The sequence below is a fragment of the Novosphingobium profundi genome (assembly GCF_018491765.1).
Taxonomy (GTDB): Bacteria; Pseudomonadota; Alphaproteobacteria; order Sphingomonadales; family Sphingomonadaceae; genus Novosphingobium; species Novosphingobium profundi.
Genome location: NZ_JABWCU010000001.1, coordinates 257,901 through 277,289 on the forward strand (window position 1 = coordinate 257,901; position 19,389 = coordinate 277,289).

At 64.5% G+C, this 19,389-nt stretch carries 31 protein-coding genes; 6 read left to right on the forward strand and 25 right to left on the reverse strand.

Annotated features, from left to right (window positions below; all coding sequences use genetic code 11):
* Positions 1-31 precede the first annotated feature (31 nt).
* Both HT136_RS01215 and HT136_RS01220 read left to right on the forward strand, forming a co-directional pair.
* The gene (locus tag HT136_RS01215; RefSeq protein WP_246543240.1) at positions 32-742 is read left to right on the forward strand and encodes an arylesterase; all 711 of its coding nucleotides are present in this window, start codon (positions 32-34) and stop codon (positions 740-742) included.
* A 157-nt stretch (positions 743-899) separates the two neighbouring features.
* A complete protein-coding gene (locus tag HT136_RS01220; RefSeq protein WP_214196918.1) occupies positions 900-1,337 on the forward strand; it encodes an FKBP-type peptidyl-prolyl cis-trans isomerase in 438 nt (145 codons plus the stop codon).
* 45 nt (positions 1,338-1,382) lie between these two features.
* Here the strand turns inward: HT136_RS01220 and recF are convergent, their stop codons facing one another.
* The 24 genes from recF to HT136_RS01340 form a co-directional block, all read right to left on the reverse strand.
* Positions 1,383-2,486 carry a DNA replication/repair protein RecF gene (gene recF, locus HT136_RS01225; RefSeq protein WP_214196920.1) on the reverse strand — a complete coding sequence of 368 codons (1,104 nt, stop codon included), beginning with the start codon at positions 2,484-2,486 and terminating at the stop codon, positions 1,383-1,385.
* A 47-nt stretch (positions 2,487-2,533) separates the two neighbouring features.
* On the reverse strand, positions 2,534-3,340 hold the full coding sequence (locus tag HT136_RS01230) for a queuosine precursor transporter (RefSeq protein WP_214196922.1): 807 nt from the start codon (positions 3,338-3,340) through the stop codon (positions 2,534-2,536).
* 197 nt (positions 3,341-3,537) lie between these two features.
* Entirely contained in the window at positions 3,538-3,798 is a 261-nt protein-coding gene (locus tag HT136_RS01235) for a hypothetical protein (protein WP_214196923.1), read from the reverse strand.
* Positions 3,795-5,087 carry a site-specific integrase gene (locus HT136_RS01240; protein ID WP_214196925.1) on the reverse strand — a complete coding sequence of 431 codons (1,293 nt, stop codon included), beginning with the start codon at positions 5,085-5,087 and terminating at the stop codon, positions 3,795-3,797. The genes HT136_RS01235 and HT136_RS01240 overlap by 4 nt, the downstream gene beginning before the upstream one ends.
* Positions 5,088-5,089: 2 nt before the next feature.
* Positions 5,090-5,626 carry a hypothetical protein gene (locus HT136_RS01245; protein WP_214196927.1) on the reverse strand — a complete coding sequence of 179 codons (537 nt, stop codon included), beginning with the start codon at positions 5,624-5,626 and terminating at the stop codon, positions 5,090-5,092.
* A gap of 106 nt (positions 5,627-5,732) precedes the next feature.
* Positions 5,733-5,957 carry a hypothetical protein gene (locus HT136_RS01250; RefSeq protein ID WP_214196929.1) on the reverse strand — a complete coding sequence of 75 codons (225 nt, stop codon included), beginning with the start codon at positions 5,955-5,957 and terminating at the stop codon, positions 5,733-5,735.
* A 443-nt stretch (positions 5,958-6,400) separates the two neighbouring features.
* On the reverse strand, positions 6,401-6,610 hold the full coding sequence (locus HT136_RS01255) for a crAss001_48 related protein (protein ID WP_214196931.1): 210 nt from the start codon (positions 6,608-6,610) through the stop codon (positions 6,401-6,403).
* A complete protein-coding gene (locus HT136_RS01260; protein WP_214196933.1) occupies positions 6,607-6,846 on the reverse strand; it encodes a hypothetical protein in 240 nt (79 codons plus the stop codon). The genes HT136_RS01255 and HT136_RS01260 overlap by 4 nt, the downstream gene beginning before the upstream one ends.
* On the reverse strand, positions 6,843-7,301 hold the full coding sequence (locus tag HT136_RS01265) for a DUF2829 domain-containing protein (RefSeq protein ID WP_214196935.1): 459 nt from the start codon (positions 7,299-7,301) through the stop codon (positions 6,843-6,845). The genes HT136_RS01260 and HT136_RS01265 overlap by 4 nt, the downstream gene beginning before the upstream one ends.
* 131 nt (positions 7,302-7,432) lie before the next feature.
* Entirely contained in the window at positions 7,433-7,987 is a 555-nt protein-coding gene (locus HT136_RS01270) for a hypothetical protein (RefSeq protein ID WP_214196937.1), read from the reverse strand.
* Positions 7,984-8,529: a hypothetical protein gene (locus HT136_RS01275; protein WP_214196939.1), complete on the reverse strand. Its 546-nt coding sequence runs from the start codon at positions 8,527-8,529 to the stop codon at positions 7,984-7,986. The genes HT136_RS01270 and HT136_RS01275 overlap by 4 nt, the downstream gene beginning before the upstream one ends.
* Complete coding sequence (locus HT136_RS01280; RefSeq protein WP_214196940.1) at positions 8,526-9,023, reverse strand: hypothetical protein; 498 nt, start codon at positions 9,021-9,023, stop codon at positions 8,526-8,528. The genes HT136_RS01275 and HT136_RS01280 overlap by 4 nt, the downstream gene beginning before the upstream one ends.
* Complete coding sequence (locus tag HT136_RS01285; RefSeq protein ID WP_214196942.1) at positions 9,020-9,253, reverse strand: hypothetical protein; 234 nt, start codon at positions 9,251-9,253, stop codon at positions 9,020-9,022. Before HT136_RS01285 ends, HT136_RS01280 begins: the two co-directional genes overlap by 4 nt.
* Positions 9,253-10,263 carry a DUF6551 family protein gene (locus tag HT136_RS01290; protein WP_214196944.1) on the reverse strand — a complete coding sequence of 337 codons (1,011 nt, stop codon included), beginning with the start codon at positions 10,261-10,263 and terminating at the stop codon, positions 9,253-9,255. The genes HT136_RS01285 and HT136_RS01290 overlap by 1 nt, the downstream gene beginning before the upstream one ends.
* Complete coding sequence (locus HT136_RS01295; protein WP_214196946.1) at positions 10,263-10,607, reverse strand: hypothetical protein; 345 nt, start codon at positions 10,605-10,607, stop codon at positions 10,263-10,265. Before HT136_RS01295 ends, HT136_RS01290 begins: the two co-directional genes overlap by 1 nt.
* Complete coding sequence (locus HT136_RS01300; protein WP_214197204.1) at positions 10,607-10,858, reverse strand: GapR family DNA-binding domain-containing protein; 252 nt, start codon at positions 10,856-10,858, stop codon at positions 10,607-10,609. Before HT136_RS01300 ends, HT136_RS01295 begins: the two co-directional genes overlap by 1 nt.
* Before the next feature lie 260 nt (positions 10,859-11,118).
* Positions 11,119-11,457 (reverse strand): hypothetical protein, encoded by a 339-nt coding sequence (locus tag HT136_RS01305; protein ID WP_214196947.1) that lies wholly within the window; start codon positions 11,455-11,457, stop codon positions 11,119-11,121.
* A gap of 114 nt (positions 11,458-11,571) precedes the next feature.
* Positions 11,572-11,850 (reverse strand): hypothetical protein, encoded by a 279-nt coding sequence (locus tag HT136_RS01310; RefSeq protein ID WP_214196949.1) that lies wholly within the window; start codon positions 11,848-11,850, stop codon positions 11,572-11,574.
* A gap of 385 nt (positions 11,851-12,235) precedes the next feature.
* A complete protein-coding gene (locus HT136_RS01315; RefSeq protein WP_214196951.1) occupies positions 12,236-12,424 on the reverse strand; it encodes a hypothetical protein in 189 nt (62 codons plus the stop codon).
* Entirely contained in the window at positions 12,421-12,594 is a 174-nt protein-coding gene (locus HT136_RS01320; protein ID WP_214196953.1) for a hypothetical protein, read from the reverse strand. The genes HT136_RS01315 and HT136_RS01320 overlap by 4 nt, the downstream gene beginning before the upstream one ends.
* Positions 12,591-12,944 (reverse strand): hypothetical protein, encoded by a 354-nt coding sequence (locus HT136_RS01325; protein WP_214196955.1) that lies wholly within the window; start codon positions 12,942-12,944, stop codon positions 12,591-12,593. The genes HT136_RS01320 and HT136_RS01325 overlap by 4 nt, the downstream gene beginning before the upstream one ends.
* Positions 12,941-13,291 carry a hypothetical protein gene (locus HT136_RS01330; RefSeq protein ID WP_214196956.1) on the reverse strand — a complete coding sequence of 117 codons (351 nt, stop codon included), beginning with the start codon at positions 13,289-13,291 and terminating at the stop codon, positions 12,941-12,943. Before HT136_RS01330 ends, HT136_RS01325 begins: the two co-directional genes overlap by 4 nt.
* 63 nt (positions 13,292-13,354) lie before the next feature.
* Positions 13,355-14,098, reverse strand: coding sequence for a hypothetical protein (locus HT136_RS01335; protein WP_214196958.1), 744 nt, complete (start codon positions 14,096-14,098; stop codon positions 13,355-13,357).
* A complete protein-coding gene (locus HT136_RS01340) occupies positions 14,095-14,448 on the reverse strand; it encodes a helix-turn-helix domain-containing protein (protein WP_214196959.1) in 354 nt (117 codons plus the stop codon). Before HT136_RS01340 ends, HT136_RS01335 begins: the two co-directional genes overlap by 4 nt.
* 93 nt (positions 14,449-14,541) lie before the next feature.
* On the opposite strand from HT136_RS01340, the gene HT136_RS01345 reads away from it, so the two are divergent.
* The 4 genes from HT136_RS01345 (at position 14,542) to HT136_RS01360 (ending at position 18,895) form a co-directional block, all read left to right on the forward strand.
* Positions 14,542-14,766 carry a helix-turn-helix domain-containing protein gene (locus HT136_RS01345; RefSeq protein WP_214196961.1) on the forward strand — a complete coding sequence of 75 codons (225 nt, stop codon included), beginning with the start codon at positions 14,542-14,544 and terminating at the stop codon, positions 14,764-14,766.
* 166 nt (positions 14,767-14,932) lie between these two features.
* On the forward strand, positions 14,933-16,066 hold the full coding sequence (locus HT136_RS01350) for a DUF7146 domain-containing protein (RefSeq protein WP_214196963.1): 1,134 nt from the start codon (positions 14,933-14,935) through the stop codon (positions 16,064-16,066).
* Positions 16,063-16,302, forward strand: a complete 240-nt coding sequence (locus HT136_RS01355) for a hypothetical protein (RefSeq protein ID WP_214196965.1) — start codon at positions 16,063-16,065, stop codon at positions 16,300-16,302. The genes HT136_RS01350 and HT136_RS01355 overlap by 4 nt, the downstream gene beginning before the upstream one ends.
* A gap of 607 nt (positions 16,303-16,909) precedes the next feature.
* On the forward strand, positions 16,910-18,895 hold the full coding sequence (locus HT136_RS01360) for a hypothetical protein (protein ID WP_214196967.1): 1,986 nt from the start codon (positions 16,910-16,912) through the stop codon (positions 18,893-18,895).
* Between the two features lie 77 nt (positions 18,896-18,972).
* On the opposite strand, the gene HT136_RS01365 is transcribed toward HT136_RS01360, so the two are convergent.
* On the reverse strand, positions 18,973-19,128 hold the full coding sequence (locus HT136_RS01365) for a hypothetical protein (RefSeq protein ID WP_214196969.1): 156 nt from the start codon (positions 19,126-19,128) through the stop codon (positions 18,973-18,975).
* Positions 19,129-19,389 lie beyond the last annotated feature (261 nt).

Sequence of the window (19,389 nt, forward strand, 5' to 3'; positions counted from 1 at the left end):
TTCCACAAGCCTGTCGTCGACGGAGAAGCCCTTGAGCCGCCTGAAATTCGCGCTGACCGTGTTGCCGCTGGCGTTGCTTGCGGCCTGCAATTCCTCCAGCCCGCCAGCGGCCGAGCCGACGCAGGTTTCCGCCGACCTGCCGGCGGACATGCCGGTCATGGGCCGCGAACACGCGATCCTGGCCTTCGGGGATTCGCTCCTCGCGGGCTATGGCCTGAAGGACGGCGAGAGTTATCCCGCGCGGCTGGAACAGGCGCTGCGCGCGCGGGGCGTGAACGCGCGGATCGCCAATGCAGGCGTCTCCGGGGATACCACGGCGGCGGGGCTGCAGAGGCTCGATTTCACGCTTCAGAGCCAGTCCGAGAAGCCCGAACTGGCGATCATCAGCCTGGGCGGCAACGACATGTTGCGCTCGCTCCCGCCGGAGGAAACGCGCCGCAATCTTTCCGCCATCGTCGAGCGGCTGAAGAAGGACGATATCCGCGTCCTGCTGCTGGGCATGCTGGCCGCGCCCAACCTCGGCAAGGACTATGCCGCGCAATTCAATCCGATATACCCGCAGATCGCACAGGAACAGCACGTCGCCCTGGTGCCCTTTTTCCTCCAGCCGGTAATCGACAAGCCCGATCTGCTCCAGGGCGATCACGTGCATCCCACGGCGATCGGTGTCGACGCGATCGTCGCGGCGACCCTCGACGACGTGGTGGCTGCGCTGCCGCCCGTCGCGCAAGCCGGCGGTTGAAGATCACGCGAAAGCTCCCAAGTAGTCTTCGGGCAAGGGCGTGCTTGCAGCCGCGACCTTGCCCTCACGCCGGCGCGGGGCATTCCCGGTGTCGAACGAGCGATGCGCGCTGCCTTGGGTGCGCCGCATCCCAATGACGAATTCTGAAGGAACATCTATGCAGATCGCAAAAAACGGGGACACCGTGCTCATCAACTTCGTGGTGCGTACCAGTGCGGGCCAGGTTGTCGGCAGCACCGAGGAACAGGGGCCCCAGACGGTCGTCATCGGGGGGACGGAAATCTTTCCCCAGGTCGAGGCCGCGCTCATCGGCATGGAAGTGGGCGGCGAGCAGGATGTGATGGTGGCCGCAGCCGATGCCTTCGGGCCGCGCCGCGAGGAAATGGTCGTGCAGATCCCGCGCGTGAACCTGCCGCCCGAGCCTGAACCGCAGGTCGGCATGGAACTGGGCGCGCGTCAGCAGGACGGCTCGACCGTAAATCTGGTGATCACGGAAATCGGCGAGGACGCGGTGACCGTGGACGGTAATCACCCGCTGGCGGGCGAGGACCTCCACTTCGGGCTCACGCTCGTCGAGATCAAGGACGCGGCCTGACTTTCGTTGTGACGCCGCCACGCCGATGAGATCGGCGTGGCGGCGTCACGACCGGGCGACCGTGCCGTTCTCGACTCGCCAGACGGCGGCTTCCCCCAGGATCGGCGCAAAGGGCGCCGTCTCGGTGCCCGTCAGCCAGACTTGCGCCGCGCCCTGGCGCAGGCGATCGAACAGTGCCTCGCGCCGGACGGGATCGAGATGCGCGGCCACTTCGTCGAGCAGGAGCAGCCTTGGCCGGGTCTCGCCATTGCTTTCGAGCAGATGCGAATGGGCGAGCACCAACGCGATCAGCATGGCCTTCTGCTCACCGGTCGAGCATTCGGCCGCGGCCTGGCCCTTGCTGGCCATGGTGACTTCGATCTCGTCGCGGTGGGGGCCGATCAGCGTGCGCTGCGCGGCGCGCTCGCGGGCACGCCCCTCGCGCAAGTCTGCGGCCAGCGGTTCGGCCTCGATCGGACCTCCTGGACGATAGGTGAGCCTGGGCCGCGCGAAAGGGCTGTCGGGAAGCGTGGCGAGGACGGCCTCGAGCCGTTCGATCAGTTCGCTGCGGGCCTGCGCGACGGCGCTGCCGGCTTCGGCAATCTGCAATTCGATGGCATCGAGCCACCAGGGATCGGGCGTGCGCGGGTCACAAAGCATGCGGTTGCGTTCCCGAAGTGCGTTCTCGAGCCGCGCACAGTGGCTCGCGTGCCCGGGCCGCAGAGCAAGGACGAGGCGATCGAGAAAGCGGCGCCGGCCGCCCGCGCTCTCGGTGAAGAGGCGATCCATCGCCGGGGTCAGCCACCCGATCGAGAGCCATTCGGCGAGCGACGCAGCGCTCGCCTGCGCGCCGTTCACCTGCACCAGCCGGCGGGTAGGCCGATCGGCCGAGGCCCCCGTGCCCAGGCGCACCGTACCCGCATCGCGGAACAGGAGGTCGGCGCTGACCGCAAAGCCCGCCCCTTCGTCCCGCCGCGTGCCATCGCGGGCGGGAATGTCGGTCAGCGCGGCGCGCCGCAGACCCCGCCCCGGAGCGAGCAGGCTGATCGCCTCGAGCACGTTGGTCTTGCCCGCGCCGTTCTCGCCGACCAGCAGGTTGAACTGCGCGGCTCCCTCGAGCACGGTCTCGCGGTGGTTGCGGAAGCGGGAAAGGAGCAGGCGGTCTAGCATCGAAGCCGCGGCCTAGCCGCTGATGGGGCCTCTTGCCAAGTCGCGGGTCAGACGGCCTCGGTCTTGGCGAAGGGCGAGAAGTCGAGGTTGTCGTCGAAGACGTCGACGCCCTCGCGCCGCTTGAGCCAGTTGACGACGAGGTAGGTGAGGGGGGTTAGGACCACTTCCCACAGCACCTTGAGCGCCCAGTTGGTGAGCATCACGGTCAGGATCGACTGCCCGGTCCAGACGCCGAGGAAGGCGACCGGATAGAAGATCGCGCTGTCCATGGCCTGTCCGAACACGGTCGATCCGATGGTGCGCGTCCACAGGTGGCGACCCTTGGTCCACACCTTCATTTTGGCCATGACGTAGGAATTGACGAATTCGCCGGCCCAGAAGGCGATCACCGAGGCGGCGACGATGCGCCAGGTGCTGCCGAAGACCGAGACATAGGTAGCCTGGCAGATGGTGCCGGCATTGCTGCGCGCGACGGCGTCGGCCAGCAGGGGATCGGCGCTCGCCGAACAACCCCAGTCGGCCGATTGCGGCATGGCGACGACGACGAAGCTCATGAACGCCATGAAGATGAGCGCGAAGAAGCCGACCCACACGCAGCGCCGCGCGTTGGCATAGCCGTAGACCTCGGTCAGTACGTCGCCCAGGACGTAACTTACCGGAAAGAAAAGGATTCCGGCCCCGAAGGTCCATCCTCCAACGGTCGAGAGCTTGGCCGCCCCGATAAGGTTGGACAACAGCAGGATCGCGACGAACGCCGCCATGGCATAGTCGAAATAGCGAAAGTGGCGCCGGGCGCCGGTTTGGCCATCGATGCGGGAGAGGGAAGGGGAAGCGTGGTGCGGCGGCTGTTCCATGGCGCTTTGCCTAACCTGCCTTGCAGTCCAAACAAAGCGTTGATTGCATCCACCAAGCGGTTTGCGCGGAAGACGAAGCGCGCTATGAGCGCCGAGGTGCGCGCCCGTAGCTCAGCTGGATAGAGCACGAGCCTTCTAAGGTTAAATAATAACGGGTTTCTGCGGTTTTTCCGGCGTAAATCGTTCCAACATTGCCCCTATTTGGGAGATTTGTTGGAACGATCTACAGGCCACTCGTCCACGCCTAGAACTTCGGCGTCCTTTCCTCCTTGGAATTCAGCGGGGTCTATTCTTTTTCCATCCTTGGCGATGGCAATACCGTGGGTTCTCAGATCGGCAAAGGCTTGTTCCAGATCTGTCTCTGTCGGGCTCTCAAGCTTATCGAGGAACTTCAAGGCTTGGGCATGCATGCGGCCCTGGCGAAGCCCTCCGATCTTAATCCAAATGTGATCCGTCATGCGCTCTTAGCCTTCTTCTCGTTGCGCTTGGCTTCGCGGACGCTGGCCAGGGCGATCGCGCGGGCGGCGCGGCCGGTGGTGCGGGGCATGTAGACCCTCAGGATCCGCTGGGTCTCATCGATATCGTGGCCCGTGACGCCGGCGATCAGGTGGGCATCCATGCCCAGCTCGCCCAGGTAGACCACGCAGGTGCGGCGCAGGTCCGAGAAGTGGAGGCGGGCGAGCTCGGTCGCGAGTTCCGTTTCGCCATCGAAGATTGCGGCCTGGATCGCTTCATCGCGGATATCGGCGAAGTCATGCTGGAAGCGCTTCTGGCCATTGGGGCCGTGGAACACGGCGGCTTTGCCGTCATTGCCCCGGGTATCATCGAGAAGGATCGTGGCGGCGCCACCAGCCTGGGCCACGCGAATGTTGTCTTCGATCGCCCAGCGCACGTTGCCGACCACGGGAACCTCCACCCAGGCGTTGGTCTTCTTCTGGCGCACGCGGATGCCCATGGGGATCCCGTTGGGGGCCATGGCCGCGAGGGTCGCGAAGTCTTCTGGCTGCATCTTGTGTTCGGGGATGGCAACATACTGGCGCTGGGAGAGCGCCAGGTAATCCTGTTCGCGCTGACCAGTGGCAAAGCCCAGCATGATCGCCAGGGCCATGCTGGGGCGGCCGCATTCGTAGGCGGCAAGGATCATGGCTTCGCGCGCCGGCGCTGACCAGACGACATCACGCGGGGCAGGCGCATCGAGGCCGAACTTTTCGAACGGGTTGCGCTCCACCATTTCGTTGTCGAGCGCAAACTTGAACAGAGTGCGCCCCATCTTGAGCGTCTGGTGCGCGGCATGATGGCCGATGCCGCCCTGATCCTCGGGCCCCATCATGATATCGCGCAGGCGCAAGACCCGCTGGCGCGTGATGAAGGCGAGGGGGTGCTTTCCTGCCCAGGCCTCGAGCCGGCGGAGGCTGGTATTGTAGGTGCCGGCGGTGCTCTGCGCGATCACGCGCTTGCCGCCTTCGACCTTGTCGAGCCGATCGCGGCGGTAGCGGGCGATCAGGGCTGAGAGGGTTCCTGCCTGCGCGCGCTTCTGGATATGCTCGAGCGTACCTTCGCCCGCCTTCCAGCGCTTGACTTCAGCGTTGCGCAAGTTGGCGGCCTGGATCGCCAGCGCCTGGTCCTTGCCCAGCGAGAGCGGGCGCCAGCCTGCTTCCTTCAGGGTCTTGCTGGGTTGCCAGTACCAGCTGGTGATGCCGGCCTTGTTGGTCTTGGGCACGAGGCAGGGGATGCGGATCTGGGCCATGGTTAGACTGCCTCCTCGAGGAGGAAGCCCTTCCGGTGGTCGACCATGTCGTCTTCCACGATTTCGTAAGGGAGGCCGAGCACTGACCGGTTCGTTACCTTGACGCTTTGCACTTGCGCCGCCTCCGCACAAAGTCTTGCCCAGAATGAACGGCCGATCTTCCAGCGCGCGCCCTCCCAATGAGCCTCCATCTTCTGGAAGTGATCGATCTGCATCAGTCGGATGAGGCTGGCTTCTTCTTTGGGTATGTGGTCGCGGCGCCAGTTGTGGTCCTTGCCCTTGGCCTGATCGGCCGTGAGATTGCCGCTGAAGTCGGGGGAGAGCTTGCGTTCCAGGTTGCGGCAGGCGCTCGCGTGCTGGAGCAGGGCGCTGGAGATGTCCTTGAGCCAGCCATCGTGCAAGTTGCGTTCGCCCGAGCACAGGGCGCGGATGGTGCGTTCGTTGCAGCCGAGCGTGCGCGCCGCAGGGCGCTGGCCGCCGAGGAGCTGGACGGCTTCGTTCCAGTAGGTGAGCTGGGTGGAGGGATCTTGGGCGGCCATGGCCATGGGTCCTTTCAGGTGACCGATCGCGCGGCCGGATGCCGACGCGGGAATGTGGGGCGAGAGGTTGCTCCCGCCCCTGGTGATTGTCAAACTAGGAAAGTCATTATGCGTTGTACCGGACTTTTTCGACAACGGCAGTGATGGCATCGAGGTTAATCATGATCGGGTCTTCGTTTTTGAGCTCCCCGATAATGAGTCCAGGGTATTCAGGGTGCTGCGTGGCCTTTGTCAGTGGGATCATTTGTCCGTCAAAGTAGACCAGTGCAATGTTTTCACGTTCGCAAATCTCGACGATATTTTCAGCGAGCAATTCTTTCTTCGTTGACATCGTGTTCTCCAGCCATTGGTCGACATGAATAGGTAAATTTTGCTGGCTTGGCGATAGGGGTTAAAGCATTAGATGCCCGCATCCATCGATCACATTTGGAGCTGCGACTTGAGTTGGATTTATTTCGTTGGCATCGCATTCTAGGGCATGCTTTTCAGCTACGTGGCTGCCCATGAAAGTGGACGGTTCGGATGGGTCGCTTTGGGCATCCTGATCGGAATTGCAATTCTGATCGGAAGCGGTGCCTATCCTTCGATCTGGCACCGGGGGCATGGATTTTTTACCCCAAATCGTGTGGTCTCAACGTTGCTCTATATGATCCTATTCGGAGGTTCCGCAGCGTGGGGTGAGTGGCGGCGTGTTCGCGAGCTTGCCGAATATCTGGCGCAGCGGAGGGGATAGTCTCGGGTGACAGTTGCTTGCCACCCGAGGAAGCTATCATTCTAGAGCGGGACGCCGGTTGCGCGCGAGACGCGTAAGGTGAGGATCTGCAAGTAGGCCGTCATCGCGCCGCACTGGGCGCTGAGCAGCGTCTGTTCTTCTTCCGGAAGGAGTGGGTAGATCTGCCCGGCGAGGAACGCGCCAAGTTTTTCGATACGGCCTGAGAGCTGATCGGCCTCCTCGATCATGCGCTCAATGTGAGGGGCGCTCACTGAACGTTCGCCCGCACGGCCGCATCCTTCGCCTCGAGCAGCTTGCGCAGGGCCACGGTGCGTTCGGGGTTACGGGGCAGCGTGGTGACGATGTGCGCGGCCAGGTCGCAGAACGGCTTGCTTGCGGCCTGCAGCTTTTCGGGCAGGTGGCTGTAGTGGAAGTAGCGCAGGATATGGTCCTGGCTCAGTTCCAGATCACTGAATTCCTGCGGTGCGGGGTGGATCTGGTCGGTCATGCGGCCACACTCCAGTCAGTTGCCAGAACATCCGAGGCGCTGGGCTGCCACGTCGCGACGTCGCCCTGCGCGGTCTTGAGCGCGAGGTATGCGCGATAGGGGACCATGGCTCCCTCGCCGAAGTGTTCCTTCGCGGCGCCCGTCTGGACCGGATAGCTCGCTTCGGGAACGAGATAGGCGAACATGCCGGCGCCATTCCAGCCCGCGCGAGTGACCCGAAGGCCCGCCTTCATCATTTCGACAGCATGGCCAAAGGTCATTGCGTCGAGCGGATTATAGGCCGCGTCGAAGATCTGCTTGGGCGACCAGCTTTCGTAGCCATCTTCGTATTTCACGAGGTAGCCCGGCTGCGCCGGATCCTGGCCGGCGGGGATCGTCCAGCCACGGTAGTTGTTATAGTCGCCCAGCGAGAGCGGCCTGGCTTCGAGCCGCTTGGTGCCGATAAATGACGTCAACGTATTTCTCCATTTGAAATGCCGGAAGGCGTCCGGTGCGCAGCGAGGGCATGGGTCCATCGCGAAGTGGGAATGGTCGGCCGCGCCGGTGCCTTGGCAGATCGCGCAATCGGGATCCGGTGTGGGCAGGTTCATGACGGCCTTGGCCCGGCGAGGGTGGTGCCGTCGCGGGCATCGATGTCGGTGAGGATCGCCAGCCATTCGCTCCAGGTGCCGCTGGGAGCGCGATCGTCGGGGAAGCTGGGGGCGTAGTCGTAGCCGTACTCGTAGAGGCCGCGCATGGCGGTGAGGCGGCGGGTGTAGAGATTGGCCTGGTCCTGCGTGAGACGGCCCTTGCGGATCATCTCGGGGTAGAGGCGCTGGCGGTATTCAAGCTCGCGCGTCAGCGCCGCGCGGCGCTGGTGCCAGGTGTAGTCGTGCTGGCTCGAGCCCTCGGCACGCTCTACCCGCAGCGGATTGATCATGGGCTTGCCCTGGTCAACCGGAGCCAATGCTTTGCGGAAGCGCTCTGCATCTTCCAGGATCGCGTTCATCACGTCCTGTTCGTAGTCCGCTTCCTCGCGCGTGATCCGGCCCTTGGTGACCAGGGCAAAGAGGTTGACCTTGCGGGTGGCGATCTCGCGCAGGATCTCGGTGCGCAAGTCCGACCAGGACACGTCGGGGTAGGCGTGGTGGGGGCATGTCAACGCCCGCCCTCCTTGTACTTGGCATGGACGGCGCGGGCCGTAGCCATTTCGCAGGGATTAGAAATGAAATGAGATTGGCAGTAACCGTGATGGTCGTATTGACACGGTTCATCATCCAGCAGAGCTTCTAACGCCTCCGCAAGTTCCTCAGCCTGCGCAGTCTTGGCGGTGAGGGCTATACAAGCCTGTCGGTATGCCCACGCGGTCGGGCGAGTCCATGTGGTTCCATCATCGTCGACATGTACTTCGTGGCGGTGGAGTTCGCCGAACGAAAGGAACTCTCTTCCAACCTCTCTCCCATTCTGGTCAACCAGTGGGATGTGTTGGCGTCCACGAAGACGACCGATTTCAACCTGGGCTGCTGTGAGCGCGGCTTGTAGCTCTTCGATGCGATCGGCCCCTAAGAGGGGGATTCCAGCCAGAACCTTGAAGGTTTCATTGGCTTTCTTCGATGCCTCCTCGTGTTCACTCACGATCCCGAGATTGATGATCGTCTGTAAAGCCTTGGAGACTTTTCGCAAATTGTCGGCAATGTCATTCATCGCCCACTTTCCTCTAACAAGGCGAGGGCATCGATGATCGCATGGAATTTTGCGGCGGGGATCAGCACGTGCGCCGGGTGATGCGTTTTGCTCGTCTGATAGTCGTCATCGATGCCACGCACTGCTTCGATCAACGGTTGAATGTTGAGGCTGGCGAGCGCCACGCGAGCTTGTCTACGTTGATCGCGCCACAGGTGGTCCGGCAAGCCTGCAAGGGTGAGATATTCCTTGCCGCCGGAAAAACGAGATTTCTCATTCAGCAGCGCCAGTGCCATCTGGTCGACCAAGCATTCATCCGGCTCACCATGCAGAGGGCAGTGCGGATCTTCGCCGGCAATTTCCCCGCAAGTGCAGCCGTTCGGGTGAGCAGCAGCCATGAACATGCGCAGTTCCTCGAAGGTTATCAGCGCCATGTTGGGGTACTCGGCAGGGCTTGTGCGGTCGTCGTACTCGACCAATTCTTGCCATGCCTCAATGGCAGTGTAGGTGCTCATGCCACCATCTCCGAAGTCTTGCGGGCCAGCGCGATCGCGATGGCGAGGCGGCGGCTGCCCCGGGCCATCGCGGCTTCGTGGCGCTTGTCGGGGCCGGTGTAGCCGTACTGGCCGGTGGTGCGGGTGACGACGGTGAGGCTGATGCCGAGGGCACGGGCGATCGTGTGGACCGAGTTGCCAGCCTCGCGCATGTCCATGATGCGCTCTTCCTGCGGGGTGATGCCGGACATCACGCGGCCTCCTTCCGGATCGAGCAGCGCTTGTCACGGCAGCCGCCGGCTTCGGCGAAGCTGACGCGGCGGTCGCACTGGTCGCACCACTGGCGGCCGGGGAAGGGCGCAAGGGGCAGCTTCGGTTCGGGCGCGGTGAGGGCGGGGCGCGGACGGCCGATCGGAGCGGGCGTGCCGGCGGCATCCTTCCACGCCAGCAGGAGGGCGCTGGCCGCGCTATCGGCATAGCCGCCCGGGGCATCGGCGTGGAAGAGCATGATGGTCTTGCGCCAGTCTTCCTGCGAACGCAGGGCGAGCATGGTGATGAAGCGTTCCAGGCGGCGCTCATCGAAGCGATCGGCCTCCTTCGTTTCGCGCAGGCAGACGGCGACGATACCGGGGTAGATCGTGCCGGCGTAACGCAGCACCTGGCCCTGGAAGGCCTGGGCCATGGCGCGCATGGCGTAGCGCGAGGCGCGCTCTCCGCTCTTGCGCCAGGCCACCTGGATCCCGCCGATGTTGGAGACCATACCCGGTTCCCAGTTGGCGTAGTTGGTGTGCGGGGCCAGCGTGAGGGCATTGTCCCTGAGTGCTTCGGCAATCGCGACGGCTTCCTTGTCCTCGCTGGCGAGCGCGGCCTTGAACAAGTCGAGCGCTTTCAGCGGGCGCCGGCGCTGGTTGAGGTGGACGAAGCTGGCGGCCTCGTCCGCCGCGCTGGCGTAGGCGACGACGACGCAGGGCAGCTGGCCGATATCACCGCGCAGGCGGGCGGCCTCGAGCCGGTGCTGTCCATCGATGACGAAGAGGCGCTCGCCCTGGTCGGTTTCGCGGCGGGCGACGACGAGGGGCTGGCACAAGTCCCAGTTCCAGTGCTGGGCAATCTGGCGGATCAGCGTCTGGCTGTCGCTCGCCTCGATCGAGCGCTGGTAGGTGCGATCGACGGCGAGCTCGGCCGGGGGGATGAACTGCAGGACCGGCATTCGGCCGAGCGGGGCATTGAGCTTGATGCGGGACGTGGTTTGCTGGGCCATCAGAAGGGAAGCTCCTCTTCTTCAATCTCGGTTTCGAGGGGATCGCCGTTGGCCTGGTCATCCAGGAACTTGCTGCAGGCGGCGGCCAGCTGGCCGAGGCTTTCGCAATAGTCCTTGGCGAGGGGTTGGATGTCGAGGCAGCTGGCTTCGACACGGGCGGTGCGCAGCAAGGCTTCGGCGAGCCTGGCCACGGGGTGCGCTTCTTCGTTGAAGGGCCAGTTGCAGATGGGCCCTTCAATGTGGAAGCGGAGCAGCTCGGCCACGGCGTCGCCAGCGAGGCTGGCGGCGAGCAGGGTGCTGCGGTGCGCCTGGGCGAGATCGGCGGCGGGATCGATGAGGCCCATCAGTCCAGCCCCAGCGCGCTGCGGTACGTTTCGAGAACCATGTCCTGCTCTCGGCGGTCATCCGGCTTCATTTTCCGAAGGCGGACGATCTGGCGCATGAGCCTGGCGTCATAGCCTACGGCCTTCGCCTCGCTGTAAACGTCGCGGATGTCGTCCGAGATCCCCTTCTTCTCCTCCTCGAGCCGCTCGATGCGTTCGATGAGCTGGCGAAGGCGATCGTCGGCGTTGCCGTTCCGGCTGTTGTGGCCGATCGTGGCGCGCTGCTCGGGAGCCAGGCGCTTTTCAACGTTCCGGCGCCAGCTACCCAGTAGGCCATTTGTGGTCGAATAGGTGCAGCTGCCAGTAACGCCGGCGCAACGAAGCGTGTTCGTGTGGCCGGAGGTGTTCAGTTTTCCCGAATGCTTCTCAACCAGATGAGAGATTATCGCTTCGGGAGTGGCGTCTTGGTCCGTGATGAGCTTGTCGACCTCCTCAAGAAGATTACGCAGCTCATCGGTCGTTGGGCCGGCCATTATGCAATGATCGCGAGCTTGGGTTCCGGATTGCTCACGATGCCGGCGCGGGCGCAGTGGGCGACGAGCCATTCGGCGGCTTCGGCCTGGTCGAACCCGTCGGGGTACTTGTGGCGCACCACGAAGGGCTCGTTGCGAGTGAAGGTCTCGCGGATGATCGGGAAGTGCTGCTCCAGCCAGGACGTGTCGCCCTGGAAGAGGGCGATGATGCGCAGCTTGTGGAGGCCGTTGGTGGGCAAGGTGACCTCGCGGCCACCGGGCAAGCGGAAGTGGCATTCGCCGAGGTCCGCGCTGACGCCGAGCGGCTTGACGGGGCAGGTATCGAGGGGGTCGTACATGGGCTTTCCTTTCAGAAGATGGCGATGAGCCAGGTGACGAGAACGATGGCCGCGATCAGCCAGGCTTCGGGCGGGACGCGGTGGGGCGGAAGGGACGCCATGGGGCGGTACCTTTCAGGGTTGGCCGCGATCATCCTGGGCCAGTTCGGCGTCGATACGATCGATCGCGGCGAGGATGAGGGCGGCGGTCTTGACGAGCTTGCGGCGCACGATCGCGAGGTGACCGCGGCCGAAGGAGGCGTGATCGGTGGCGGCGCGCAGGTGGCTGGAGATCAGCCAGAGAAACGAGCGGCCGCCATCGGGTGTGAAGGGGCGCGGGCACCACACGGGCGTTTCGCGGTCCGCTTCGGGCGTGTGTCCGAAGCGCAGGATCTGTTCGGCCCGGGCGGCCATCACGTCTTCCATCGCGCGTACGGGAACACCGGCGAAAGTTTGCGGCGCGTCCTCAGACCCGTCCCGGGTGGGGATGGGAGGAGAGGACGGGGAGGACGCGCCGACCTCGGCCCCGCTCATTGGCGGGGTGCGACCCGAGGGGGAACTGGCCGAGGGGGAACTGGTAACGGGCGATCCACCCGGCGCTGCGGCGCCGCCGTGGGGATCTGCCGCCCCCTGCCTCTCACGTGGCTCCTCCGGGGAGCGATGTGCCGCAGATGCAGGGGGCGTATGCGAATTCATGGCGATCAGCCTTTCGCCTGGAGCGAGAGCCGAGCGAGCGCGACGATCGCGCCCAGGGCCGCGCTGAGATAGAGCGCGAGGAAGAAGGCAAGCAGCGCCCGGGTCATCGCCACCCGGCCCCGAAGTGGGCGAAGAGCGCGACCACAGCCGGGGCGATGATCACGGCGATCGCGGTGCCGGCGAGCGCGCCGGCGAGGCCGCCGGTGAGTGCCTCGAGCTGGTGGAACTGCGCGCGGGCGCGGTGGTCACCGGCATCGAGGCGCGCCAGCCAAAGGAGTAGGCGGCGGTTCATGCCGCCGTGTCCGCGATGGCATTCGAGTAGACGTCGACCAACTGTTCGAGCGCATCGGCGATACGCTTCATGCTGCGGGCCTTGGAAAGCTCGGCGCGCATGGCGAGGCTGGCGTCGCTGTCATCGGGCAGGATCGGCTCAAGGCCGTCGGCGGTTTCGGTGATGGTCATGCATCGCCTCCCGCGCGACGGGCCTTGTTGATCGCGGCGGCGGCTTGGCGGGCGATCTCCGCATCGACCATGCCCGCACCTTCGATGAGTCCTTCTGCAAAGGCGCGGGCGCCATCCGGAGTGAGCAGGAAGGAAAGGCCGGACGACCTGTTGAAGAGCTGGACTGAGATGAAGTGCTGAACTGCATCCGTCCGTACGTTCTTGCAGTTGTCGACTGACATCGAGATGCCCTGCGCCGGGATCAGCAGTCGATCGTTCATGAACACCGGTCCCGGATTGGGAACGTGCATGCCGTCGCCCTGACCGAAGATCTGCGCCTGATCGGTTGTGATATGGGCACGCGGGATCATGAGCGGCCTCCGGCGACCAGGCGCAGGCCCATGGCGGCCTGATCCATCTCGGCGGCGGCCGCGTTCTTGGCGGCCTGGTCGACTGCAAGAGCGTTGTCGGGCGGAAGGAAATTGTCGAGCCAGGCGTCGACGGCATCGCGCTGCCACTGGCTTTTCAGGGTGACGCCATGTTCCAGGCGCTGGGCGACCAGGACGGGGAGCGGCGGCGGGAAGCTGGCCTCGCGCACCAAGGCGGAGACATAGCTGACAAGGCGGCGCGCCTTGTAGTCAGAGCGACCCAGGGCCTTCGCGATGGCATAGATGCCGATCGTCGAAGCCTCGGTATGGATATGGGAATGGTAGGACAAAGCGACCTCCGTTCGTGTGAACGGGGGCAGATATATTGCTCAGGCTTATATTATGTCAATAGCTTATATTTTGGGTCGCAGTCTTGCGGTCATCCAGCAATAAAGGCCGAGGATGGCGGCTGCGCATCCCGCTATCATTATCCAGTTTTCGTCATGTAGATTTCGAACTGTACCCGGATCGAGATCGGAGAGCATCAGCTTGTCGACGGCGATGATGCTGAGTCCGGCGCACGTAGGGATTGCGGGATTTCGCTTGAAGTGGCCAAGTGTCCTCTTGGCTGCGGGGAGCCATCGCTTTCTTAGTAGGGTAATGCAGGCAATTACGGCGCAAATGGCAAGAAAGTTGAATGCCTTGTCTAAAAATCGTGCCTTGCGGGTTTCGGCCAGCCACCGCTCGTTCTGGGCGCGCATTTCTGCTTGTGCTAGTTGTTCGGCCTCGACTTCGGCCTTTGACTGATGGTGTGGTTCGTCAAGGGGGCTTGAGGTGTCAAGCGGCTTGAACGAGAGAGGGGGTGGTGCCTCGGTGAGGGTCGATTTTGTAGCTGCTTGCTCTGCTGCAGCGCGGAATTCTGCCTCAATGTCTGCGGGACTTTTGTTCCACAACGCGGACGTCGTTGGTTTGTCTGCTTTCTGAAGTTCTTCTTTGAGCTCTTCAAGGTGCTTGCGCTTGTCGTCTTGCGGAGGTGTTTCTGGCTTGGCGTAGACTTCTGTTGGCAAGCTTGCGGCGCTGCGTTCATCGATTGATCTTTGTACGTCTGCAGGGATGTCAAAGGCCTGGACCACCAGTGCGGCTAGGAGGGCGATCATGCGGCGTCGCTGTTGCGCTGTGCGTGGTCGGGTATTGGTGCTGCCACGCGGCGAACCATTTCTCGCTGGGGCTCGGTTGCGTGTCGGTAGTCGTCGACGAGGGAGCGTTCGGTGTCGTCCAGGCGGTCGGGATTGTCTTCGGAACTGAGGAGGTCTGCGGGTGTGCAGCCGATGATGCGGGCAATCGTGCGCATCCAGTCAATCGTAAGCGGGCGTGTGTCGTTTTCGATCTGGCTTACGGCCGGTTGTGAGATGCCGGCGAGGTTGGCGAGCTGAAGCTGGCTCAGGCCTGCCTTTTTTCGGAGTTCGCGGACACGATTGCTGGGGTTCATGCGGAGAAGATATTGCATCTGGTGATATTTTGAGCCCGCTACTTGCTTATGTCCATTGATAAAATATAAGCTTCTGCAATATCTGATCCAGATTGCGACGGAAGGTGGGCGATGAAGCTGGCAGCTTGGCGCCGTGAAGAAGAAATGACACAGGCCCAGCTGGCAGATGAGCTGGGGTGTTCGCAAAGCTACGTGAGCCAAATGGAGCGCTCCAGCGATCCGATGATCCCGGGCCCTGTCATCATGGTCCAAATCTACGTCATGTCGTGCGGTCGAGTGCAGCCGAACGATTTTTACGCCCTGCCGCAGCTCACGTTCCGTCGTGAGGCCGCCTGAATGCGCGTCTCTGTTCATCTCTGCCTCTTTGTCCCTGGTCCCGCAATCGATGCGACTGGCGGTTGCAAACCATTGATGATGGCCAATATTTTCGCAGAGGTTAACGTTTCCGGTGAAGGAATTTACCGGTGACGGGAATGCCTGCCGTATTCGGGAGGGCTTCGTGATGGCCTTCCATTCGGTTGCCGAGATCGCCGAGAAGATCAACGGGCAGGCGCGCGAGATCGCGCCCGACCTGCTGCCCAACGGCCGTTTTTCCCAGTGCCGTACCAAGTGGATGTTCTCCGGCATTCCCGACACGGGCAAGAGCGAGAGCGCCTGGGTGCACCTGGCGGGGCCCAAGATCGGCAAGTGGTTCGACATGGGCAATGCGGCGCCCGGCGAGGACAAGGGCGACATCCTGGACCTGCTGCAGCTGAAGCTGGGGCTGGCCGACAAGCGCGCCGCGATCGAGGAAGCCAAGGCGCGCCTGGGCATCCAGGACGACTGGAAGCCGGGCAAGCCGGCGCGGCTTTCGCCCGAAGAACTGCAGCGCCGTGCCGACGAGGCCCGGGCCCGTGCCGAGGCGCGCGAGGCGGCGGCGGAGAAGGACCGGGCCGCCAAGGCGCGCGGCGCAAAAGCGCTCTATCTGCGCGGCGGGCCGATCGCGGCGACCTGGGCGGATCGCTACCTAAAGGCGCGCGGCATCGAGGAGGGCGACAAGTGGCCCGGCGTGCTGCGCTTTCACCCCGAAGTCTATTTGCGCGAGGAAGGCTGCAAGGTGCCGGCGATGCTGGCGGCAGTCTATCGCGCCGATGGCGAGCAGATCGGCACGCACCGCACGTTCCTGGCGAACGAGGGTGGCCGGATCATCAAGGCGCGGGTCGATCGGCCCAAGCGCGTGCTGGGCAGCGTGTGGGGCGGGTTCATCCCGATCTCCAAGGGATCGAGCCGCAAATCGATGCGGGACATGCCCGAGGGCGAGCCGGTCTACGTGACCGAAGGCATCGAGGACGCGCTGGTGGTGCGCATGATGATGCCGGCGGCGCGGATCGTGGCGGCCTATTCGCTGGGCAACGTGGGCGCGATCGTGCTGCCGGCGGCGGCCAGGCGCCTGGTGATCGTGTGCGACCGGGACAGCAAGGCCGCGGCGCAGGAGCAGCTGGAGCGTTCAATCGCGCAGCAGCAGGCGCGCGGGCTGGACGTGCGCATCGTGATGCCGCCCGCGAGCTGCGGCGGCGTGGCAATCAAGGACATCAACGACTGGTGGCTTGCGCTGAAGGCGCAGGGCCAGCGTTCGAACGTGAGGGGGGTAGCATGAGGCTTACCGTCGAATTCTTTGCGGGTACCACGATCGAGGAAGCGAGCGAGCAGGCACAGGCTCTGGCTGACAAGCTGGACCTGACCGTGGCGTTCAAGTTCAACGGGGTGATGTGCCATGCTGCCCCAGGCGGCAGCGCCGAGCTTCTGGCGGCAGACCAGCAGGCCGAGCAGCGCCGTTACAAGCAGGGCGCGCACGACTGGCGATCGGCCTGGAGCCGGAGCCGGGCGGCGTGAGCCAGCTGACCCGATGGGGGTTCGACCGGGCGGCGGGGCGCGCAGTGCGTCCGGCGCCGTTGGTCCGACGATTTGTGCAATTGTCGGCTGCTGCCGGCTTTTCCACAGCCGCAAGCGCGCGGGGCGAAAGCCTCGGCTGCGAAGTTCGGGATCCGGAAGGATCGAGCGGGGGGCGGCAGCCGTCGGCCAGGGGCTTGAGCGGCCCTGGCCGAGGTAAACATTGCCCTGCGAAATCCCGATCAGCGCGCGCACCCATTTCAGGATCCTGTGCGAAAGCGTGTGATGAAGCCGACGGGGGAGAGCTGAAAAGCCCGGCGGTGGAGCGCGTGAGTAGGCCCGGTGCGCGGCGGAGCGCACCTGCAACGTCTGAGATAATGGACGTGACAGCCGGAGAGACGGCACCTGTTTGCGAGATCGCGGATGCAAATGCCCCCGCATCCGTGAGTGCACTGGCGCGGGAGGAGCTCGTCCACCCTGTGGCCCCATCCGCGCCAGTGCCGCCACGCGAGGTCCTGGTTGACTGCAAGTGCCATCCCGAGGGCCGTGTGCCGGCCTGGTTCGGGGGGGACTGCATCGAGGCGCAATGCCCGCTGCGCGAGGTGGCGGCATGAGCACGAACCCGATCGAGGAGGCGCTGGCCAATCCGCAGCCGGCGCCCGAGTTCGCCCAGGCGGGCGACACGGGGCCCGAGACGGGACGGCAGGGCGAGGACGAGTACGATCGTTTTCCGCCGGGCTGCCCGATCAAGCCGCTGGGCAACCAGCAGGACCTGACCGGCAAGCAGACTTGCTATTACCTCAATTTCAACGGCCAGCTGGTCGGCCTTGAAGCGGGAAACCGGCACGGCAAGAACGGGCTTATCGCCCTGTTCGGTCCGCAGCTGGGCTGGCTCGAGGCGAACTATCCGCAGTGGTCCAAGCCGATCCGCGAGCAGCAAGACGGCAAGTGGGTGATCGTGAAGGAAGCCGAGATCGTCGGCTTCGACCAGGCGAAGTCCGCCCAGGCGCTGATCGTGGAATGCGTGCGCAAGGGCGTGTTCGATCCGGCAGGGCGGCTGCGCGGGCGCGGTGCGCATCGGCCCGAGAAGGGGGCCGGTGGCCTGGTGCTTCACTGCGGCGATACGATCCTTGCCAGTACGCACAAGGTCGACGGCAGCGTGAAGGGCTGGAAGTACGGCGAGACGGGGGTGCACGAGCGCTACGTCTACCAGGCGGCCGAGCCGATCCCGCGCCCCTGGCATGAAGAGATCGATGCGCGGCCGGCAGAAAAGCTCCTGGCCCTGCTGCAGACGTGGAGCTGGAAGCGGCCGTTGCTGGATCCCGTGCTGTGCCTGGGCGCGATCGGCGCAGGCATGGTGGGCGGGGCGTTGCCCTGGCGCCCGCATATCTGGATTACCGGCGGGGCGGGCACGGGCAAGTCGACGCTGAACGGCAAGGACGGCCTGGTGCATCGCCTGTTCGGCAACGGGGTGTTCCGCACCAGCGACACCAGCGCGGCGGGCATCCGATCGAGCCTGAAGAATTCGACCGTCCCGGTGATGATCGACGAGCTGGAGGCGGCCAAGGACAGCCGGCATACCGATGCGATCGTGGGCCTGGCGCGCATCGCCTCGAGCGGCGACACGGCAACGCGCGGCAGCAGTGATCACGGCGCCGTCGAGTTCACGCTGCAGAGCTCGTTCTGGTTTTCCTCGATCCTCATTCCGCCGATGGAGCCGCAGGACCGATCGCGCCTGGCGATCCTCGAGCTTGGCCCGATCCCGCAAGGGGCGAAGGAGCCAGAAGAGCTGCGGACGACTGATTTCGGGGTGATGGGCCGCCAGCTGCTGCGCCGGATGATCGATGGCTGGCCGCGCCTGGTGGCAACCAAGGCGAAGTTTCACGCGCAGCTTGCCGAGCTGGGCCACGTCAGCCGCGCCTGCGACCAGTTCGGCACGCTGCTGGCCTGCGCCGACGTGTTGATCAGCGACGACGTGCACGGCGTGCCCAGCGACGAGGACATTGCGCACTGGGTGGCGGAGTGCAAACCGCAGCGCATGGCCGAGATCGCCGAAAGCGATCCCGACCACGTGGCGTGCATCAAGTGGCTGCTGACGAGCCTGCAGCAGGCCCGAGGCGGCGACGAGCGCGAGCAGGTAGGCACCTGGATCTGGCGCGCCCTGGAGAAGTCGTGCGAGGCGCTGCTGCCGGGCGAGAGCGAGAACGAGCAGGCGCGCAAGGCCAATGAACGCCTGTCACAGATCGGGCTGAAGATCGTGCGCGCCGAGCGCAAGCCGGCCGCCGGCAAGGCCCCGGCCCGTTGGGGCGTTGGCGCCTTCGATCAGGCCTTGCCGGGCTGGCTGGCAGTGGCGAATTCGCACCGTGGCCTGGATCCCGTCTTTGGGGACAGCAACTGGCGCGCAGGGGGCTGGAAACAGTCGCTGACGCGCGTGCCGGGGGCGCAGGGCGGGGTGGACATGAAGTTCGGCCATGTGAAGTCGCGCGCGGTCCTGGTGCCGCTGTGCGAGATCTTCGACGAGGCGGACCTGCCCGCCTCGAGCTCGGCCGACACGACGGCGGCTTGGGTGGCCGAGCAGCTGCGCGAGGTGGGCTGATGGGCTTGCCGGCACCTCGCATGCGAAAGGGCCGAGGCATCGCTGCCCCGGCCCTTCGTGGTGCGCCGGACGGTGGTTCAGATTTCTTCGGCGCTGTCGATCAGCCAGCCATTGATCATGAGCTGTTCGCCGGTGTGGAGATCCGTTGCGGGGAAGCGGTCGTCCAGGTCGACGTCGTCGGCGACTTCGACCTCGAGGCTGTAGCATCCCATGTCGATGAGCATCTGCTTCATGATGTGCGGTCCTTTCTGACCATCGACGCGGCCCGTTGCCGGCGTCATTACAGCACCTATAAAGCGGCACAGAAAAATGCGTCAAGTGGGAAAATGATGATTGCCGATTGCGCAGTCGTCGCGTCCGCGCGTCGCGGACATGCTGCAGGGCGAAAGGTGGCGGTTTCGCTGGGCTTTGATGGGTTCGCGATGGCTTTCGATTGCCTGCCCGCGTACGGCCGCAGCGGCGCCGTAGGCGACGCGGTGCGCGGCCGTTCCTTC